The sequence below is a fragment of the Geobacillus sp. YF-1 genome (assembly GCF_052692335.1).
The window spans coordinates 487,363-508,425 of record NZ_CP199850.1 but is presented as its reverse complement, the minus strand read 5'-3'; the positions used below and the strand labels follow the sequence as shown (position 1 = coordinate 508,425).

Annotated in this window: 14 protein-coding genes; 2 read left to right on the top strand and 12 right to left on the bottom strand. The window is 47.6% G+C overall.

Annotated features, from left to right (window positions below; translation table 11 throughout):
- Positions 1–126: 126 nt before the first annotated feature.
- From ACTVIM_RS02460 to ACTVIM_RS02450, 3 genes are all read right to left on the bottom strand, one after another.
- Complete coding sequence (locus tag ACTVIM_RS02460; protein ID WP_445613539.1) at positions 127–2,541, bottom strand: ATP-binding protein; 2,415 nt, start codon at positions 2,539–2,541, stop codon at positions 127–129.
- Positions 2,542–3,009: 468 nt separating this feature from the next.
- A complete protein-coding gene (locus ACTVIM_RS02455; protein ID WP_445613538.1) occupies positions 3,010–6,351 on the bottom strand; it encodes a DEAD/DEAH box helicase family protein in 3,342 nt (1,113 codons plus the stop codon).
- A 42-nt stretch (positions 6,352–6,393) separates the two neighbouring features.
- Positions 6,394–7,191, bottom strand: coding sequence for a restriction endonuclease subunit S (locus ACTVIM_RS02450; protein ID WP_445613537.1), 798 nt, complete (start codon positions 7,189–7,191; stop codon positions 6,394–6,396).
- Positions 7,192–7,356: 165 nt separating this feature from the next.
- On the opposite strand from ACTVIM_RS02450, the gene ACTVIM_RS02445 reads away from it, so the two are divergent.
- Positions 7,357–8,544, top strand: a complete 1,188-nt coding sequence (locus ACTVIM_RS02445; RefSeq protein ID WP_445612345.1) for an IS701 family transposase — start codon at positions 7,357–7,359, stop codon at positions 8,542–8,544.
- Positions 8,545–8,577: 33 nt separating this feature from the next.
- Here the strand turns inward: ACTVIM_RS02445 and ACTVIM_RS02440 are convergent, their stop codons facing one another.
- From ACTVIM_RS02440 to ACTVIM_RS02410, 7 genes are all read right to left on the bottom strand, one after another.
- The gene (locus tag ACTVIM_RS02440; protein ID WP_445614288.1) at positions 8,578–8,952 is read right to left on the bottom strand and encodes a restriction endonuclease subunit S; all 375 of its coding nucleotides are present in this window, start codon (positions 8,950–8,952) and stop codon (positions 8,578–8,580) included.
- Positions 8,953–8,954: 2 nt separating this feature from the next.
- Positions 8,955–10,409 (bottom strand): type I restriction-modification system subunit M, encoded by a 1,455-nt coding sequence (locus ACTVIM_RS02435; protein WP_445613536.1) that lies wholly within the window; start codon positions 10,407–10,409, stop codon positions 8,955–8,957.
- Between the two features lie 216 nt (positions 10,410–10,625).
- Complete coding sequence (gene rlmD, locus ACTVIM_RS02430; RefSeq protein WP_445613535.1) at positions 10,626–12,032, bottom strand: 23S rRNA (uracil(1939)-C(5))-methyltransferase RlmD; 1,407 nt, start codon at positions 12,030–12,032, stop codon at positions 10,626–10,628.
- Positions 12,029–12,895, bottom strand: coding sequence for a DNA-3-methyladenine glycosylase family protein (locus ACTVIM_RS02425; protein WP_445613534.1), 867 nt, complete (start codon positions 12,893–12,895; stop codon positions 12,029–12,031). The genes rlmD and ACTVIM_RS02425 overlap by 4 nt, the downstream gene beginning before the upstream one ends.
- A gap of 240 nt (positions 12,896–13,135) precedes the next feature.
- Positions 13,136–13,927, bottom strand: coding sequence for a delta-lactam-biosynthetic de-N-acetylase (gene pdaA / locus ACTVIM_RS02420; protein ID WP_031405691.1), 792 nt, complete (start codon positions 13,925–13,927; stop codon positions 13,136–13,138).
- Between the two features lie 173 nt (positions 13,928–14,100).
- The gene (locus ACTVIM_RS02415) at positions 14,101–15,648 is read right to left on the bottom strand and encodes a fumarate hydratase (RefSeq protein ID WP_172418767.1); all 1,548 of its coding nucleotides are present in this window, start codon (positions 15,646–15,648) and stop codon (positions 14,101–14,103) included.
- 318 nt (positions 15,649–15,966) lie between these two features.
- The gene (locus tag ACTVIM_RS02410; RefSeq protein WP_445613533.1) at positions 15,967–17,103 is read right to left on the bottom strand and encodes an IS110 family transposase; all 1,137 of its coding nucleotides are present in this window, start codon (positions 17,101–17,103) and stop codon (positions 15,967–15,969) included.
- Positions 17,104–17,501: 398 nt separating this feature from the next.
- On the opposite strand from ACTVIM_RS02410, the gene yfkAB reads away from it, so the two are divergent.
- On the top strand, positions 17,502–18,626 hold the full coding sequence (yfkAB, locus tag ACTVIM_RS02405) for a radical SAM/CxCxxxxC motif protein YfkAB (RefSeq protein WP_445613532.1): 1,125 nt from the start codon (positions 17,502–17,504) through the stop codon (positions 18,624–18,626).
- A gap of 47 nt (positions 18,627–18,673) precedes the next feature.
- Here yfkAB and ACTVIM_RS02400 read toward each other — a convergent pair whose 3' ends face one another.
- Complete coding sequence (locus ACTVIM_RS02400) at positions 18,674–19,462, bottom strand: YfkD famly protein (RefSeq protein WP_033023398.1); 789 nt, start codon at positions 19,460–19,462, stop codon at positions 18,674–18,676.
- 155 nt (positions 19,463–19,617) lie between these two features.
- Positions 19,618–20,670 carry a calcium/proton exchanger gene (cax, locus tag ACTVIM_RS02395; protein ID WP_033023405.1) on the bottom strand — a complete coding sequence of 351 codons (1,053 nt, stop codon included), beginning with the start codon at positions 20,668–20,670 and terminating at the stop codon, positions 19,618–19,620.
- Positions 20,671–21,063 lie beyond the last annotated feature (393 nt).

Sequence of the window (21,063 nt, the reverse complement as noted above, 5' to 3'; positions counted from 1 at the left end):
AAAAACAAAACGATAAAAAGCGATTTTATTTTCCCGTAATCCAACTCTACTGTACTTGCAATGGAATTTTACACAATAATTCGGACTTGACCGGAATATTTGATATATAGAATTTATACACCCAGCTTAACTAACTGTACCCATGCTATTAACTAGAATATTATCCTCTTTTTTACTTATTGCATCATGTGGTAATGCATTTATACTTCTTAGAAATGCATAATACTGTTCTTCATCATTTCGTCGAATAGAGTCAAGAATAATAAGTGCATTTTTTTTGAATTCTGGGATATCGATTGGTTTAAATAGTCTATCCGGTTGATTCTCCCCATGTGAAAATTCATTATTAATTCGATTTAAAAACGAAACGAATTCTAGTTTTCCACCAAAGAATTCACGTATTCTTTTATCATTTTTCATAGTAAAATCAGGGTACTTAAAAAACATATAAGTTTCTATAAATTTACGAGCCGTATTAGGAAATGAATAAAATACTTCATAATTTTCGTCTGACTGATCCTCTGTTGCCACCCTATATATCTGGTGGAATAAAAATATAAATTCTGTTGAATATGTTTGCAAATAAGTCGGCATTCTCGTAATAATACTTGTTGCTTCACCATTAGCAGTTAATTTTTTTTCAATTAAATAATATTTATTGTTATATTTTTTGTTATTTGTAGGTTTTGTAAGTTTCTGCAAATACTTTAATAGATCTAAATTATGTGTTGATATAAAAACTTGTTTATAGTTTTTACTGGCTATTTCAGAATCTATTAAACTAAAAACATAAAAGATATGATTAGAGTCTAGGCTTGAAATCGGATCGTCAATGAAAATTGTATATTCTTCAATATTTGAAATGTCTTTTAAGGTTGCAAGGAAATAACAAAAGGCTATTAGACTTTGCTCCCCTTCACTTAAATTTTTCGCTTTTTGATTATTCCTTTTCACAACAAATTTTGAAATCTTCTTACTAGCCCCTTCTTCTTCAATATCTAAATATAGTTCAGGATGACCGAGGAATGACTTTAAATAATTATTTACAAGTTTAACGGCATTCTTTTCATCCTTTAATGACGCTTCCAATTCTGCTTTTTTAAGAAGGCTTTCTTTTTCAATTTTCTCTAATTTTTCTTTTTCATTATTTATCTCTTGCAATAAATTTCTCTGATTTTCAATTGCTGCTTTTTTTTCCTCATAGCTGATCAACTTTTTGAATCGATAAATTTCATCGTACCTTAATTTTTTCCTTGCTTCATTCTGTTTCTCTGTATATTTTAAGGTATATTCATTATTTTTATTTATTAAAGTATTTATTTTTGATAATAATTTATTAGCTTTTAAATTAATATCTCCATCTTTTCTTAACATATTTGAGGTAGAAAATAAATTTTTCCTTCTTTCTTCTAAAACACGGTATACTTCGTCTAACTCTGAAACTGCTTCCTCTTTTAATAAATCTAATTCTCGCTCTATTAAATGATAATCTTCTTCAAAAATTGAATAGAAACTATATTTATCAAAAGGTAATTGGTAATTTAAAATATATTCTTTCTTTTCCTTAATTTTATCCATTAATTTTTCTAGATTTTCAGTGAATTCTTCAACTTCCCTAGTAAAATGTCTATCTAATTCTTCCCAACGAGAAACGTCTATTTTATTTCCACAAAATGCACATTCCTCTAAAATACCTTTATGAAGACCAATCCCTTCTCTAACCCATTCTTGTAGGTCATTATTATTAGCTAATGACTCTATTATTTTACTGGGTTTAAGGCTCATTGAAAGTAATAATATTGCTTTGTCTATAAGTTCCATATAATCAAAATCTAATTTTAAACATTGAGGCACTATTTCTTTAATATTTTCCTTAATAGTATTTTCAAGTTCTTTCTTTTCTTGTTCTTCTAATGATGAATTAGCAAAAGGAATTTCTTGTTCTATATCCCTTATGTCATATTGCTTTTTTTGATTAGCCAAAAAAAGATTCGGATTATTCCTAATCTGACTCGCCTTTTCCCTTAATATTTTTGATAATTCTTTTTCTAACTTATCTAGAAATTTTCTATTATCATTATATTTTTTATGTACACCATGATCAGGGTTATATAATTTTTCTCTAATTTCTTGAATTTTCTTTTCTTCTTGTTCAATTTTATATTGGATTTCAATATTTTCCTCACCCAATATTGCAAAGGGTAATATTTCCCCATTTTCATCATATAAAAAGCTAAGATTATCTTTTTTAAAGTCAGCATTATAAACTCTAATATTATAAGGACCATCATCTAAATCTAATTCAGTTATTTGTTTACCATCATCAATAATAATTATAAATTTCCCATTATTAAAGTCTTTATGGGGTTTTCCTAATTCAAGACTTCTTATTATTCTTGAAAATGTAGTTTTACCAGCATAGTTTCTTCCATAAATAATGTTTCTACATCCAAACCCTTCATCCAAATCATTTCCGAATATATCAACCCATCTATAGTTTTTATAAGGACCGTATTCTAAAATATCAATTTGTCTTATCATCCAAAAAATCCCTCCTATTTTTTATGATAGAGAGGTGGTTTACTTAATATCTACAAGCAAATTTCAAATCACTTTTTACATTCCAATATAAAACAAGCAGAAGCACCTCTTGGATATAATGCTTCTGCTTTTCTAAGTTGCCGTTAAATATTTAAATTAAACTAGACAGTACTAGTAATTATAGAACAAGGATAATATGTATTCTTACTAAGAACTTATAGTAAGTTATTACTAGTAATTTCTACTTTTATCTTACAATAAATACATAGTATTTCCAATATGGTGCTGTCAAGAATTTTTTGTAATATAAGCTATCTAGACAATTTTTGTACTTGTTCCATATAATATAAGGCATCTTCAAGACGTTTCCACCCTCAAAGATGCCTTAACACCGAAGAAAAACAAAATATATTGAAACGTTAGCAACAACCCCAACGGCTAACTAGATTACCACAAGGAACGCTTTTGCTACGCCCCCACAATATCTTCCGAATTCCGGTTAATCTCATCGATAATGCGAATGATCCTCCGCGCGTCGTCCATGTTGTCTTGAAAGAGTTCAACGATGCTGCCGACGGTTTTAAACGGTTCTTCCTGCAGCACGCGCTTGTCCATGACTCCGTTTTTTACAAAGTAATCGACGATCAATTTGACAAAACGGCTTTGTTGGATGTTCAACCGTTCGCTTGATAAAAATTCGGAAAACGCTTCGTTGGCGGCCTGCGGGTCAAGGCCGACGATTTGGCGGACGAGCTTTGTAATCGGCGTGGCGCCGAATTCTCTTTGATAATCTTCCTGTGTGCCAAGCTCATTCCAAAGAATATGCTCCAACGTTTTTACGTCTTGGATGGTCAGCTTTTTATTATTCCGCAGCTTGTAAATGGCCATCTGGTCGCGGTGTTCGTGCAGATAATGTTCCACCTTTTTGCGATAATTTTTTAGATCATTGACAGTAAACATCGGGCCGTTTTCTTTGACTTCCAAAACTTGGTCTTTGAAGTTCGTATAGTAAATTTTTTGCGTTTCTTTTTCAAGGAATTTCACTAAATCACGCAACGCTTCGCGAACGGCTTCCAATTCGAACAGATCGGCTTCGCTCCAAAACTCTTCCGTCTGCACCTTTTCGATGATGTATTTTTGTTCCTGCACTTGCGGGATCGAGCCGAGCTTAGATAACGCCTCTGCGGTGCGAATCACGCTGCGGATCGGTTTTGTGGCATTATTCGTTTGCAGCTTCGCCAGCTCAATCGTATACATCAGCAAATCAAAGCGCTTGGCCAGCTCATCATCGTTGAGCGGAACGATGAGCGGCGCCAGATGTTCTTTGATTTCATTGACATCCATGGCCGTTAAACCGTTCCATGCTTCCCGGTTTTGGAACTTGTGTACGTACTGAATATGTTGGCGCACGCGGAAGTTTTCTTCGTTTAACCGATTGATTTCCGCCAGCAGCTCGTCAATCAATTGATGGCGATAGGCAATATACTCTTCTTGTTGATATTGTAAATGCTGCAGCTCTTTAACGATTTCCAGTTTGGCGGTAAACAAACGCTCCGTTAAGCTTTCTACCGCTTTTCCTTCGATTCCTTTCGGATTTTCGCGGAAAAACGCAAAGTTGCCGCAATAATCAAAAATAAGGAAATGCGTTTTATCTTGCCCGGGTCCGAACAAGTCTTTGCATAAACGGGTGCCGCGCCCGATCATTTGCCAAAATTTCGCCTTCGAGCGTACTTTCTTAAAGAACACAAGGTTGACGACTTCGGGAATATCCACTCCCGTGTCGAGCATATCGACCGATACGGCAATTTGCGGCCATTTGTTGCGGTCGGAAAAATCATCGATTAATGTTTGGTAGTAGTTCACGCTGTAATCAATCACCCGCGCAAAGCCGCCCTTGTATTCGGGAAACAATTGATCAAAGCGCTCCACGATCCGTTCCGCATGGCGATGGTTTTTCGCAAAAATGATCGTTTTGCCGAGTTTGTCTCCGCCTTCGACGCGAATTCCTTTTTCCATTACATCTCTCAGCACCGTATCAATCGTATCATCGTTAAACAGCCATTCGTTTAACGCGGAGCTGTCAATATCGTCGCCGACGTCCTCATCAAATGTTTCTTCATATCGTTCTTTTTCTTCATCAGATAACTCATCGTAACGAATGCCTTCTTCGAGAAACTTTAGCGTTGTTTCAATCGTCCGATAATCGACCAAATAGCCGTCTTGAACGGCTTGGTCCAGCTCATACGCATACGTCGGCACACCGTTTTCCAGATCAAACACTTCATACGTATTGCGGTCAATTTCATCTTTCGGTGTGGCGGTGAGCCCGAGCAATATGGCGTCAAAATAGTCAAAAATCGCTCGGTACTTCTTATAAATACTGCGGTGGGACTCATCGACGATGATTAAATCAAAATGTCCGACGGTAAAGAGGCGTTTGCCGTCTTTTCGTTTCGCTTCGTCAATCGCGTTCATCATCGTCGGGTACGTCGAAAACACCATGCGGCTTTCCTCGGGATTGTCTTTGTTGTCCAGCAAATTGCAAAGCGTCAAGTTCGGCAGCAGATGGCTAAAGCTGTTTTTCGCCTGCGTAACCAGCGTTTTGCGGTCGGCTAAAAACAAAATATTTTTCACCCAATTGTGACGGGTAAGAACATCGACAATCGAAATCGCCGTCCGCGTTTTGCCGCTCCCCGTTGCCATGACCAGCAGCGCTTTGCGCCGTTTGTTCTCAAGCGCGTCACAGACCGCCAGCACCGCTTCTTTTTGATAATAACGATTCGCGATGTTGTCATTGATTTGCACATGTTTTAGCGGCTTTTTCATCGTCCGGCGGTCAATCAGCAAGCTTAATTCTTCCTTGTTGTAAAAGCCGGAAACCTTCCGCGCCGGATAGGCAAGGTCGTCCCAAAGATACGTTTCAAAACCGTTGGTGTAAAAAATGATCGGACGTTGGCCGTGCATGTTTTCGATACAGTCGGCATATAGTTTGGCTTGTTGCTTTCCTTTGTTCGGGTCAGCGGTTGTCCGTTCCGCTTCCACGACCGCCAGCGGCTTTCCGTTGTCGCCAAACAAGACGTAATCGACATAGCCGACCCCTTCTTGATTCGGCATGCCAACGACGGGATATTCGACCACAACGTCCTTTTGAAATTCCCAGCCCGCTAATTTCAAATCCAAATCAATGTATTTCTTCCTTGTTTCCCATTCGCTCAGTGCGTCGACTTGGAAATGGGACTCTTTCGTGTTTTCTTCCCGTTTGGCGGTGAGAAGAGCGCGGAGCTGTTCGTTTTCTTTCATCATCTCTTCCAGACGCTTGTCTTTCGAACTGAGCCGCTCGTATAAATCTTTCAGCTCTTCCGGACGCTCGCGCTTTTCCTCACCGATGGGCAATAACGATTCATTAAACTCCGCCGCCGTATAGTCATCTGAATAACAATAATCAATCCAAGAGACGAACTGATGAAGATTGTGGAGGGAAAGAATCGCTTCTTCCCTCGTAATCATCGAGTTCGTATGAACCGCGACATTTCCCAGCTTGACAATGTAACGCAACAGCGGCAGCAACGCTTCATCAATAATGGCCAAAAAACCGGGGTCATGAATCAAGCTCGAAAGACGATCTTGATACGGAACTTTCAGCGCGCCATCAAAGCTGTACACCCACTTCACCGCCAGCTCCAGCGCCCGGCGCGTCAAAATCGCGCACGTCGCCGGACTGACAACCAAACTTTTCTCCGCCTCCAAACACGCATTCGCAAAGCTCTCATAATGAGGTTTGCCGATTAAAAACTGAAAGTTGGATCGCAATCAACGCCCCTCCTTAACCGGTACGAATTCCTTTCCTGTCGGTTAATCGTTGAACAACTCTCCCTTGAATGCGCGTTGCATGAGGGAGTTGAAATTGTTTTCGAGTTCTTCTAAACTTTTCTTCATTATCTCCTTTTGAGATTGTATTTTATGTACTATTTCGGAAAATTGATTTTGAAGCTCAATAGGCGGCAAAACTACTTTATATTTACTAAAGAATTGCTTTGGTACACGTTTCTGGCCAGCACTACCGGTCATATTCGCTTCAGCTTGTTTTCGAAAAGATTGTAAACTTGTTAAATAATATAGCCATGTACTATTGACTTTTTCTTTTGGTCTTAAAACATGAAATTCTGTTGAGCCAAATCCTACATTATTTATTAAATTGCGGGCTATGGCCCCTTTTCCATTTTCCATACAAGGTGTTATCTTCGCAAAAAGAACATCGCCTTCTCTAAAATAGGTAAAGCCGTCAAAAACCTCTTTTATTAATCTAGTTTCAGAAAGATCAAGTTCTCCATTTTCTGATACATTTGACATCGGCAAAAATGTAACTGGAAGTTCCTTGTTAATATTTTCAATTTCCTTTTTTGAAGGGTTCACGTCACACAATTCACTTAAAGGTACCTTTTCACCTTTTAATTTTCCGAACATCTCCAAAAACAAACTTTGCGTTAACTGGTCTAACGCTTCAATTTGGGCTTTTCGTTTGTCGATGAGTTCTTGGGCTTTATCGAGAATATAGATAATTTTGCGCTGAATGTCCAAAGGTGGAACATATAGCGAGATAGATTTTAAAAATGTAGCTGGTACTCTTTTTTGTCCTGCACTACCTGTCATATTTTGTTCTGCTAGTTTTCTAAATCGATCTTGACTAATAAAATACTGTAGATGAGCAAATTTGCTAACATAAATTGACAACTAAACAAAAAAGGAGACATGAACCCAACTCCTTGAGTAAAATAGATGTGCTCAAACCCATTCACACAAGGAGGTTCATGTCTCATGAATAGATTAGCACATCATCAAGGAATCCACAAGTTTTTCATGACGTTGGGATTGGCGCTTTATTTCTCGAAGCCGGTCATCAAGCATCTCGTTTACCTTGTCGACGCCTTGACTACCAAGGGATTTTCGGGGACATTGACGGATGTCCGGTACTGGAGTTTTCATCCCAACCATCGAACCACGCTCAGCCATTTTTTCACGAAAAGCCCTTGGAACGAGGAAAAACTGCTTGAGAAGCTTCAAGAATGGATTCTTCGCCAGATCGAACGCCTAGCCAAACGGGAGAATCAACCCCTTTTTGTTTCGATTGATGATACGATTTGCCAAAAAACGAAGCCTTCGTCACGGGCTGCCCGCGCCATTCAAGGGTGTGATTGGCACTACTCGCACAAAGATCATCAATCCGTTTGGGGGCATTCGCTTGTTTGGCTGATGGTGCATACTTTCTCGCAAGCGTTTCCGTTCGCCTTTCGTCTGTATGACAAGACGGCGGGAAGAAGCAAAATCGACCTGGCGATCGAGATGCTTTCCTCGCTCAAGGGGAAGCGGGCTCAGCCGGTGTATGTGCTCATGGATTCCTGGTATCCGTCCCAAGCGCTCATCGAAGCCTGCCTGAAACAAGGATTCCATGTCATCGCCATGCTCAAGACGAACCGGATTCTCTATCCGAAAGGTATCGCCATCCAAGCGAAGAAGTTCGCCCGCTATATCGAGCCCAACGACACCCACCTCGTCACGGTGGGGAAGGAGCGTTACCGCGTGTATCGCTACGAGGGAGCGATCCATGGCCTCGATGACGCGGTGGTGCTGCTGGCTTGGAAGGCGGATGAACCGATGACGCCAGATCATCTCCATGTCGTCTTGAGCACCGACCGGGAGCTAGGCGATGAAGAGATCTTGCGTTATTATGCCCAGCGCTGGACGATCGAATGCTTTTTCCGGCAGGCCAAAGACCAGCTGAAGCTCGATGGGTACCGTGTTCGTCACATTCGGGCGGTGAAACGGTATTGGGCCGTGGTGCTGTTCGCCTGCGTATACAGCATCGCCGAATCTCAGCAAGACCTCTCTTCCGGCCTGGAGCTTCTTCGGTCTCGGAAAGGGCACAGCGTCGTCGAGTTCATCTACGATGCCGCGAAGCAAAATATTCCCATTGATGTGATCAAAAAACAGCTCCATGTCGCCTAAGGGGTCCCCTGTTTGTCTCTTAGGGCATGGAAATTATTGTAATGAAAAATGCTCATCTACAGTAAAATAGAATAAATATTTCGGAATTACCGATTCCTTTGGACGTATAACATGAAATTCAGTTGAACCAAATCCAATCCCATTCTTTAAATTAGTGGCTATTGCTCTTTTACCGTTTTCCATACATGGTGTTATTTTAGCCAACAATATATCGTTTTCAACAAAAGATGTGTATCCTTTTTTTACTTCATCAAATTGCTTTACTTGATAATCTATAATCCTGCCCTCTTCAGAAATTGACTGCATAGGTATAAAACTCACTTCAGTTGAAGGTTCTAGATTTTCAAAGCTTGTTTTGGGATTAATATCTGCAATATCCGTCAGTTTGACTTTCTTATATGTTCCCATTGTCAATCTAGCATCTCCTCTAGAGTTTTAATCCCCTCTGCAATTTCTTCCTCTAAAGATTTAATTTTTGAAAGGATTACTGCAGGATGTTCATACTGCACTTCTTCATACTCAATCTCTTTATACTTGTTAATCGAAAGGTCATAGCCGTTTTCCCGAATTTCTTCCACCGACACGAAGAACGATTGCTCTGTTCGTTTCCGTTCTTTTTCCGCTTCCAAGTTGTTAAAGCGCGCTAAAATATCCGGAATGTCGTTTTCTTCCACCGGATTGCGCTTGTCGTCTAGCGAATAGCCGTCGGCTTTCATGTCGTAAAACCAGACGTGATCGGTTCCGCCGGCGCCTGTTTTCGTGAAAATCATAATGGCTGTCGATACGCCGGCGTACGGTTTAAACACGCCGCTTGGCATCGAAATAATCGCTTCGAGCTTATGGTTTTCGACGATTTCTTTGCGAATCGCTTTATGCGCCGTCGAGCTGCCGAACAATACCCCATCTGGCACGATGCAGGCGCAGCGGCCGCCCGGTTTTAAGATGCGCAAGAATAACGCCAAGAATAATAGCTCCGTTTTCTTTGTTTTGACCACTTTTAATAAATCGCTCGATACCGCTTCATAGTCGAGCGAGCCTTTAAACGGCGGATTGGCTAAGACAAGGGTGTATTTGTCGCGATCTTTGTTTTGTTCCGACAAGGAGTCGCGATATTCGATATTCGGGTTTTCAATGCCATGGAGCATCATGTTCATCGCGCCAATCCGCAGCATCGTGCGGTCCATGTCAAAACCGTAAAACATATGGTTGTGAAAATGTTCTTTTAAACTTTGCACTAAAAATAAGTCGCTGCGATGGTTGCGCAAATATTCGCCGGCGGCGACTAAAAACCCGGCGGACCCGGCGGCCGGGTCGACGATGATGTCTTCCGGCGTCGGTTTTACGAGTTCGACCATCATGTTGATAATATGGCGCGGTGTCCGGAATTGGCCGTTCGTCCCCGCGGTGGCGATTTTCGATAACAAATACTCGTACAAATCGCCTTTTGTATCGCGGTCTTTCATCGGAATGTGGTCAATGCCGTCGACAATTTTGACGAGCAGTTGCGGCGTCGGGATCATGAACATGGCGTCGCCCATATATTTCGCATAAGCGGACTCCCTGTTACCATGCAAGTTTTTGATAAATGGAAACACTTCGTTGGAAACGACCTCATACATATGGGCGGCTTCAAAATGTTTGAATTTGCTCCAACGCAAGTGCTGCTTATCGGGCGGAAAGATGCGTTCCGATTCGATGCCCAGCAAAGCATCTTCCTGTTCGCGCTGCGTTTCGACTTCGTCGAGACCTTTGATGAATAACAAGTATGTAAACTGTTCAATAACCGTCAGCGGGTTCGTAATACCGCCCGTCCAAAATGCTTCCCATATTTTATCGACTTTGTTCTTTAATTCTCCTGTCATCATATAGATGCCCCCTTATTATTTCCAAATTTAATTATACATCGTTTTATCGTTGGTAGAAACTTCGATTTGGCAAGATTTCGTCATTCATGATGGATGGACAACGAAAATTCTCCCCTCGCCTCATCGGTCGTGTGGAAACCCGATGGAACGCCCAAAACGTTTTTATCGATTCTCTGTTCCGAAAATGAAATAGCAGGAAACAAACCCGTTTCCTGCTTACGTTTCTCGTAACACGATCTGCGCGACACATTCGACATGCGCCGTATGCGGGAACATGTCGACCGGCTGGATGTAGGCGACGCGATAGGCGGCCGCTAGGATGTCGAGGTCGCGGGCGAGGCTGGACGGGTTGCACGAGACGTAGACGACTTTTTGCGGGCGGACGCGGAGGATCGTTTCGAGCAGCGCCCGGTCGCAGCCGACGCGGGGCGGGTCAACGATGATGACGTCCGGCTTCCAGCCTTCGTTCACCCATTTCGGCAGCCAATATTCCGCTTTGCCGACGACATAATGGGTGTTCGTGAACCCGTGTTTTTTGGCGTTTTTCTTTGCGTCTGCGATCGCTTCTGGAATCGTATCCATGCCGCGCACTTCGTTGGCATCGCAGGCGAGCCACAACCCGATCGTGCCGACGCCGCAATAGGCGTCAACGATCCTCTCTGTTCCGGTGAGAGCGGCCGCTTTTTTCACTTCATCGTACAATTTCACCGTTTGGATCGGATTGAGCTGGAAAAACGCGCGCGCGGAGAGCTCAAATGACAAGTCGCCGAGCGTTTCTTGAATGTATTCGTCGCCGGCGAGCACTTCCGTCTCATCGCCGAAAATGAGCGATGTTTTTTCGCCGTTGATATTTTGCACGATCGATTTGACTTCGGGGAGACGGCGGCGAATTTCGTCAATGAGCAGCTCTTGGCGCGGAATGTCTTTCGTCGCCGTGACGAGAACGACTTGGATGTCGCCGGTATGAAAGCCGACGCGAGCGACGATCGTCCGCACGACGCCGGTTCTTGTCCGCTCGTTGTAAATCGGGATGCGCAAGTCTTGCAAAATCGTTTTGATGATGTTTGTCACGCGCGTCGTTTGCGGGTGTTGGACGCGGCATTCCGACAAGTCGATGAGCCGATGGGAGTTGAGGCCGTACAGCCCGGCGAGCACCTTCCCTTCTTTCATCCCGACTTGGAACTGGCTTTTGTTTCGGTAATGCCACGGGTCGTCCATGCCGATCGTTGGACGGATGTCAAGTTTGTCAACATCGAGGCGGCGGGCGTGGCGGCGCAGCGCCTGGATGACAATGTCGCGCTTCGCCTCCAGCTGCGCTTCGTACGCCAAGTGCTGGAGCTGGCAGCCGCCGCACTGGTCATAGAGCGGGCATGGCGGCTTGATGCGGTTTGGCGAGCGCTTGCGGATGCGCTTGATGTTCGCCTCGGCATAGGTAGGGTGGATGTCGGTCGCCTCGACGATCACTTCCTCGCCCGGCAAGGCACCGGGGACGAAGACGACTTGTTTTTGAAAATAGCCGACCCCTTCGCCGTTAATGCCGATTCGCTGAATCGTCAGCGGAAATTGGTCTCCCTTTCGAATCTTCACCTTCGTTTGTCGCTTTGCCATATCGGTCCCTCTCATTCAATGCTTCTCCATAAATAAAGCGCCGCGTAGCTCGCATACGGCTTCCACCGCTCGCCGAGCGCCGCCAGCTCGTGGGCGGTCGGCCGCTTCGGCAGCTGAAAAAGTTGTTCCACCGCCCGCTGCAAGCCAATATCCGCCGGCGGGAAGACGTTCGGGCGGCCGAGCCCGAACACGAGAAAATTTTGCACGGTCCATGGCCCGATGCCGCGGATGGCGGTCAGCCGTTCCATCACTTCGCCGTCCTCCATCTGCCTGAGTTCATCAAGCCGCAGCTTCCCCTCGGCAATGAGGCGCGACATATCGACGATATATTCCGCTTTCCGTCCGCTCAGCTGCAAAGCGCGCAAGTCCTCGTACGAACGGGCGGCGATCTCTTCCGGGCGCGGGTAAAACCAAACGCCGTCCCGCTCCTCGCCGAACGTTTTCACAAACCGCTCTGTGAGCCGATAGCCGACTTTGAGATGAAGCTGTTGGTGGATCAAACATTTGACGAGGCAAAAATACAAATCAAAATCAAGCACCAACGGCAGCCCCTCATAACGGGCAAATAGCGGCGCCAGCTCGGTCGCCTGAAAATGGCCGTGTACCGAAGCGAGCGGCGTCCGCCATTGAAACAGATCGGAAATCCGTTCGATGATCTCCTGTTGCCGCTCGGGATGCGGACCCGACACGATCAAGCGTGGGGCGTCTTTTGTGCCGATGCTTTCCACCGCGACGGGCACTTTTACGTCATCGAGATGAAGCGGCACGGTGACGCGCTGCCGCTCTAGATCAACCGCCAGCAGCGGATCGAGCGCCAATCGCTCCAACGCATGGGCAAAATCGTACGGCGCGGGCACGGTAATCGTTTGTTTCCACATCGTTCTCACCTTTCTCGTTCGTCCGTGCCCTTATTATAACGAAAAACGCCCCGCCAAACCAACGAATCGGACAAGCAGCCGATCCGTTTCTAGTGGCGAGGCGGGGAATAGCCTAGCGGCGCACCCTGTTGTTTTGACCATCCGCAACGCGACGACGGACACGGGGACAGAAGCTGTCGGCACTGACTTCTGCACCGAAAAGCGCTCACTTCCATGAGCAGACAGGCCGCGCTGAAGGCGTTACGGACGAAACAGCCACGGATGGAGGCCCATCTTTTTCGCCATCAACTCATCTAAGCTGGCAAACGTATACCCTTGTTTGCGCAAGTCGTCGATCACCTTCGGCAGCGCGTCGGCGTTGTCTTTTGAGACCGAGTGCAAAAGCAAAATCGCCCCGGGATGGATTTGCTTCATGATTTGATCGTACGCGTATTGCCAGCCGCGCTGGCGGTCGGTCTGCCAGTCGACGAACGCCAGCGACCAAAAGACGTGGTAATAGCCAAGCTCGCGGGCGAGCGCCAACGTCCGTTCACTGAAAATGCCGCGCGGCGGGCGAAGGTACGCCATCCCTTTTTGCCCGGTCAATTCCTCGGTCTTTTCTTTTACTTTTTCCAGCTCTTCACGGAACCGCTCTTCGCTTGCCGTTGTCAAATCGGGGTGGTGCCATGAATGATTGCCGATGATGTGCCCCTCGGCGGCCATTCGTTTCACTAACTCAGGGGCGGTTTGTAAGTAATGGCCGGTGACAAAAAAGGCAGCCGGCACGTTCTTTTCTTTTAACACGTCTAAAATTTGCGCCGTATAGCCGTTTTCATAGCCGTTGTCAAACGTCAAATAAATCGTTTTTTCGCTCGTATCACCTAAATAAAAGGCATCGTATTTGGCGAGCAGTTCGTCAAGCTCTTTTCCCGCCGATGGGGGCTGATGGTTTTCGCTCCGCTTGAATCCCCAATGGATCGGGGCATGGCTTGCCGCGAACGCGGGGGCGGGGATCAACGTGAACAGCAACAAAAGAGAAAGAAGCCATTTCATGCGCACAATGCCTCCTTGGCTGCGATCGTTTCCTTTTTCTTATTGTTTTCCCGCCTCCGCGCTTTACGCGCGCCATTTTTTGCAAAAAAAGCCCCAAACGCGCCTGCGGCACACGCGTTTGGGGCCAGGTGAGCTGAGCGACCAGCCGTTCGTTTGAAATCGCTTCTTTCTTTTTATTTGAACACCGGTTCTTTGAATTGAGCGAGCTTTTCAAGTGACGATTTTTCCACATCTTCATGCAAGCTGTTGCCGTGCGAATCCATCGTGACGACGGCGGTGAAGTTTTCGACGCGCAAATGCCACATCGCTTCCGGGATGCCGAATTCCAGCAAATCGACGCCTTCTACGGATTTGATGCAATCGGCGTAATATTGCGCGGCGCCGCCGATGGCGTTCAAGTAGACGCCGCCGTGTTCTTTTAAGGCTTGCAGCGTTTTCGCGCCCATGCCGCCTTTGCCGATGACGGCGCGGACGCCGAATTTTTTCATGATGTCGCCTTGGTACGGCTCTTCGCGGATGCTCGTCGTCGGGCCGGCGGCTTTGACGTGCCAGCGGCCTTCTTCATCTTTTAACATGACCGGGCCGCAATGGTAAATGATTTGCCCGTTCAAGTCGACCGGCGCGTCATGGTCCATCAAATATTTATGAATAGCGTCGCGGCCGGTGTAAATCATGCCGCTGATGCGGACGACATCGCCGACGCGAAGCTGGCGCACTTGTTCCTCCGACAGCGGCGGAACGAGGTCGATGACGCGTGTGTCGCCTTGTTCAAGCGCCGCGGCAGCTTCCGCTTTTTCCAATTCTTTCGCGAAATCGACGTCTTCGCCGTCTTGGTACAGCCATTCGATGATCTCGCCCGTTGCCGGGTCGATTTTCACGCCCATGCGGCGGAACGCCCAGCAATTGTAAGCGACGGAAACGAAGAAGCTTGCCGGGATGCGGTGCATGACACCGATTTTACAGCCAAGCAGCGTCGATTCGCCGCCAAAGCCCATCGTGCCGATGCCGAGCTTGTTGGCGTTTTCCATAATGTATTCTTCGAGTTGGCGCAGTTCTTCGATCGGATTGACGTCATCGACCGGGCGGAACAGCTGCTCTTTGGCGAGCTCATAGCCCGATGAGCGGTCGCCGCCGATGCCAACGCCGATGAAGCCGGCGCTGCACCCTTGCCCTTGCGCTTGGTACACCGCATGCAAAATGCATTTGCGAATGCCGTCAAGGTCGCGGCCGGCGCGGCCGAGCCCTTCGAGTTCACACGGCAGGCTGTATTGAATGTTTTTGTTTTCACAGCCGCCGCCTTTTAAAATCAAACGGACGTCAATGTAATCGTTTTCCCATTGTTCAAATTTGATGACCGGCACGCCTTCTCCCAAGTTGTCGCCGCTGTTTTTGCCGGTAAGCGAGTCGACCGAGTTCGGACGCAGCTTGCCGTTTTTCGTCGCTTCAACAATGGCGGCGCGGATCGCTTTTTTCATTTCGATTTGATTCACGCCGACCGGCACTTTGATTTTAAACGTCGGCAAGCCGGTGTCCTGACAGATCGGCGACACGTTTTCGTCCGCCATTTGAATGTTCTCAACGATCGTATCGAGCGCCATCGCCGCCCGTGTGCCGGCGTTTTCGCGCACTTTCGCCCGAGCGATCGCTCGGCGAACGTCCTTCGGCAGCTTCGTTGACGTCTCCACGATCAAGTCATACATGCTTTGCTGGAATTTTTCCATGTCGGTTCCACGCCCTTTCCCTTTGGATCGCCCTATCGGCAGTTGTCTCATCTCCTTCTATTATACTGCTTTTTCTCGGTTATGGAAAAAATCTTTCTTTTCTGTGAAAATGCTGAACTGACGCGGATTTTCATCCCCGGGTGGAGGGCAGATCGCGCTGCCCATGGATCTTTTCTGTGAAAATCCCCACCACTGGGTGAGTGCTGTATACGCTCCTGATCCGTGTGGGTATACTGAAAATGGCCAAAGAAGGCAATAGGAAAGCAGAGGTGCCCGATTTTCGGACATCTCGTATGATCTGGCTGCCTGTTGGCTATACTAGATAAGTTGTGGTTGGCGGAACGGCTCTTTGCGGGAGATCATGCAAAAGATGATCACCAACATTCGTCGAGCCGTGGCGATGAGGGCTTTTTTCTTCCCGCATCGGGCCGCCAACGACCAAAATTTTCGGGACAAGGGATGTGTCTTGGATCGAGATGCTGACCATGCCGCCTCGCATAACGCTGATCGAAGATGGGGATTGCCTTTGGTGGTGCGCGTGCTCTTTCGCTTTCCGGCGCTTTCATGGTTGCCGGGGGACAACCCCGTCCATGACGCCGCCCGTTCCGGCGTTTCAAAGACGCTCATGTCGGTTCCCATCTCGGCGATGATGACGGCGGCGGTTTGTTTTTTGATTCCAGGCATGGTCATCAGTAAGTCCACTTCCTCCCGATACGGCTCGAGCAGGCGGTCGATGTGCTGGTCGACTTCTTCGATGAGCCGCTCGCATTCCTCCACGTGTTTCCACAAGAGGCGAAGGAGACAGAGCTCATGTTCGGTCAAGGTGCCCAGCAGCGAATCGTACACCGCCTGCTTTTTCGTTTTGAGCCTGCCGCGCAGGCATTGATCCAGCTCGTCCTTGTCCACGTATCCCTTCTCGAGCAGCCGGGCAAGGATGTTTCGTCCGGAAACGCCGAAGAGATCCGAGAGGACGGAGCCTAGTTTGACATTGGAAGACTCCAGCACTTTTTGAATCCGGTTTTTCTCTGAACTCAACTGTCCGACCCACTTTTTGCGCAGGCGGGTAAAATCCCGCAGTTCACGAATGGGCGCTGGGGGGACGAAACTTTTTTCAATGAGTCCATGGCGGAGCAGCTTCGCCATCCACTCGGCGTCAGAGACATCGGTTTTTCTTCCCGGGACATTTTTGATCCGCTGCGGATTGGCCAACGTCAAGTCGACATAGCCCTCGAGGAAAGCAAAGACCGGTTTCCAATACACGCCGGTGGATTCCATGGCGACATGGGTGACCCCATGGTCTTCGAGCCACTCGAGCAGGTCGCCAAGCCCTTTCGAGAACGTTGAGAACGTTTGGATCTCCTTTTGGATCTCCCCCTCTTCTTCCCATAGGGCACAAGCGACGATGGTTTCGGTATGAACATCCAATCCTGCGCAGCGAGGATAGATGACATCCATGATGAAACGCCTCCGTTTCGATGATGGAGTGCGCAAACAGCGAATCCACGGGAGACATGCGGCAGTTTTCTGTTCGTCGTCACCTTTCTCTGTCACAGGAAAGGGCGGACAATGGGTGGTGCACCCAGTGGATTCAAACACTTTTCTGTACAGGGTCTAAGCCACCATTAAGCATAACGTCCTGTTGAACTGTTTGCGCCTATTCTTCATTATGGGAAGAAAAGGGGGATTTTCATCCCCGGGTGGAGGGCAAAAGGTTGCCCATGGATCTTTTCTGTCTCATCAGCTCCACGCCCGCCTCATAGGAATGGGATAGAGGTTCGGTAAAACGATTGACAAGCGGAGTGACTGTTGCCGATAATGAACGTTGAGACTTTGAATGGAAAGAGGAGAAAGACATGCGTGCATCGACCATGCCAGCGATTACACCGATGTATGACCCGTGGGAGGCGTATGTCGATATTGAAGAATACGGACAACTTGAACTGACCAACATCGAGTTCACGACCACGACGCTTTGCAATATGCGCTGTGAGCATTGCGCCGTTGGCTATACGCTGTCGGCAAAAGACCCCGAGGCGCTGCCGCTTGATTTGTTGCTCCGCCGCTTGGAAGAAATCCCGCATTTGCGATCATTAAGCATCACCGGCGGCGAGCCGATGCTGTCATTAAAATCCGTCGACCAATACGTCGTTCCCCTTCTCCGCTATGCGCACGAGCGCGGGGTGCGGACGCAGCTGAATTCAAATTTGACCCTTGACTTGGCGCGCTATGAACGAATCATTCCGTATTTGGATGTGCTGCACATCTCCCATAACTGGGGAACGATCGATGACTTTATCGACGGCGGATTCGCCATGATGGAGCGGAAGCCGACGCGCGCCCAGCGCGAAAAGTATTTTCAGCGCATGCTCGACAATGCGAACGCGTTGGCGAAAGCGGGGGTCTTAGTGTCGGCGGAAACGATGCTCAACAAGCGGACGGTTCGCCATTTGGAAACGATCCACCGCCAAGTGGTCGAGGAAATGGGCTGCCGGCGGCATGAAATCCACCCGATGTATCCGAGCGATTTTGCCAGTGCACTTGAGACGTTGAGCTTGGACGAATTGCGCGAAGCGATCCACCATTTGCTTGACATTCGCAACGAGGACGTCTGGATGCTGTTTGGCACGCTGCCGTTTTACCCGTGCAGCGACAACGAAGAAGATGTGGCCCTATTGAAGCGGCTGTACGAAAGCAAAAACGTCACCGTGCGCAACGATCCGGACGGCCGCTCGCGGCTCAATGTCAACATTTTCACCGGCGATGTCATCGTCACCGATTTCGGCGATGAACCGCCGCTTGGCAACATCATCCGCGATTCGCTGCCTGACGTGTATGACCAATGGCGCCGCTCGAAACTGGCCAATGAGCTGCTTTGCCATTGTCCGGCGGCGCGCTGCCTCGGGCCGAACGTTCTTGTGAAGCAGACGTATTATCGCGACATCGATTTTACGAAGCGATCCGCGCGAGTGGCCCGATAAGCGGTATGACTAGCAAATGGAAAAGGTGCCCGTCTTTTGGGCACCTTTTACCTCGGTTGCTCGCTGACAACGTAAGACATATACAGCCGGTCCTGCACCGGGATCCACGCCCCGACTCCTCTTGTCGTGACGTTTTTGACGACAATGTTCTTTTTGTTTCCGCGCAAAACGACATACACTTCGCCGTAAGTCACTTTTCCTTTTTCATTGACCGCTGGAACATAGGCGTACAAATACCCCATCTTTTTCGCCGGCACTTGGTACGGCTGGTCTTTTTTCGTGCCAAGGCCGACGACCGTGCTGAACGCAAGCGGCAAATTCGTTTTTTCCATCGCTTTGTTCAGCATCATCCGCTTGACAGCATCCTCATTCGGCACTTTGGATGTCAACCCGCCGCGGACGTGTTTTTGCATTTCTTGTTTATAATACAATTTTTGTGCGGCATCGCCGCCGCGATTATCGAGGAAATTCGTGTTGACTTTTTGGTATTCCCAATTCGTTGATGTCTCCAGCGACTGGTAATTGAGCGGCCATTGACCTAAATAAATCGTCGCTCGATAGCCGATGGCCCATGGCGTGTCCGTCGCCGATGATTCGTTTAAAAGATGAATCAATTCAGGATTTTCGATTTTCACGTTGGCCGATTTCAACAGCTGTTTCGCAAACGAGCTTGGCTCTAAATGCGGCAAGTCTTGCGTTGGATTTGGGTACGTATTTTCTTTCGATATATCGATCACCGCGGTGGGCGCCGGTTTGCCGGAGGACGCCAACGTCGGCGCTGCGGCCGCATATAGAAGCAGCGCGCTCACGAGCAACGAAACGGACCATTTTTTCATCCCGCATGTTCACTCCTTTCGCTCCTAGGTATTCATGGTTAGTTTCTTTCAAAACCTGCTCTTTATCCGCGGCGATGAAAATTTTGTCCTGCTTCGGCGTTTCGTTTTCTTCGTCTGTCCAAACCACTAGGAGGCCGTTTTTAACGGAAGCCCCGTCACAGCAAGTAAAAGCCGATTCCCATAATCGTATACGCCGCCAGCAGCGTCGCCCCTTCAAACCAATTTGTATCCCCGTCATTGGAAAGGACGATGATGAGCAGCACGGAAGCGGCCATCGCGACCAGCTCAGGAAGCGAAAAGACGAGCGGCATTTTTTCCGGAAACAGAAGCGAAACGAGCACAAGTACCGGCGCGACGAACATGGCGATTTGCAATGTCGAGCCGATAGCGATTTCGACGGCGACGTTCATTTTGTTTTTATACGCCATAATGACGGCCGAAGCGTGCTCGGCCGCATTGCCGACAATGGCGACGATGATGATCCCGATAAACAGTTCGCTCCAGCCGAACGATTCGGCGACCGTTTCAAACGTATGGACAAGCCGTTCCGATAAGTAAGCCACCGCCACCGTGGCCAGCGCCAAAATGGTCGTCGCTTTTCCTTTTCCCCATTCCGGCTCTTCGTGTTCTTCCGTTTTATCGGATTGATGCTGATAAACGCCGCGGTGAGTGACAAGCCGAAAATACAGGGCCGCGATATAAAGCAAAATCATGATGATGGCGATGCCGACGCTGAGCGCCAGCTGCTCTCCGCGGTCCATCTGCATCGTAAACACCTCAGGGATGACAAAGGCGACAAAAATGGCAAACGTCAACAACCCCGCGTTATGGCGGGCATCATAAATGTTAAATCCTTGCCGTTTGTATTTGAGCCCACCTACAAAAAATGACAGCCCGGCAACGAGCAATAAGTTGCCAAGCACCGAACCGGTCAAGGAAGCGAGCACAACGTCAACGAGCCCAGCCTTCAAGGCAAAAATGGAAATAATCAGCTCGACGGCGTTCCCGAATGTCGCATTCAACAACCCGCCGATGCGCGGTCCGGCGACAATCGCCAAACTTTCCGTCGCCCGCCCCATATAGCTGGCGAGCGCAATGATCGTCAAACAGTATAGCCCAAACAGCAAAACGGTCGGCCAGTGAAGAAGTCCGCCGATGACGGACACCGGCACGCCGATCCATGTCAGCCAAGCGAATACTTTGTTCATTTTCGCTTCTTCCACCTTTCCATTCATTTTCGTTGCACAATCCGGCATTCGCCTGTACGATGAAGAGTGGCGCATCTACTACGATGAAGAGTGGCGCATCTACACCGAAACATTTGAAGGGCAGCGTGATCGGCCGCGGGGGAACCTTACCGCTTGGTAACGGGATTTTTGCGGAGGGCCCACGGGCGACGCTTTGCCCTCTGCCCAGGGGATGAAAGCGACCGCTTGCCGACGAGATTTCCACAGAAAATTCGACGGGTAGCGTTTTCCCTCCATCCAGGGCTGAACATCACGCGCCAGTGCGGCCTTTTCACGGAAAACGGGCATACCGCTGCCTTGCCTCTGTCGTTCGGCAGCGGCAACGCGAACAATCCACAGAAACGGGGGCTTGCC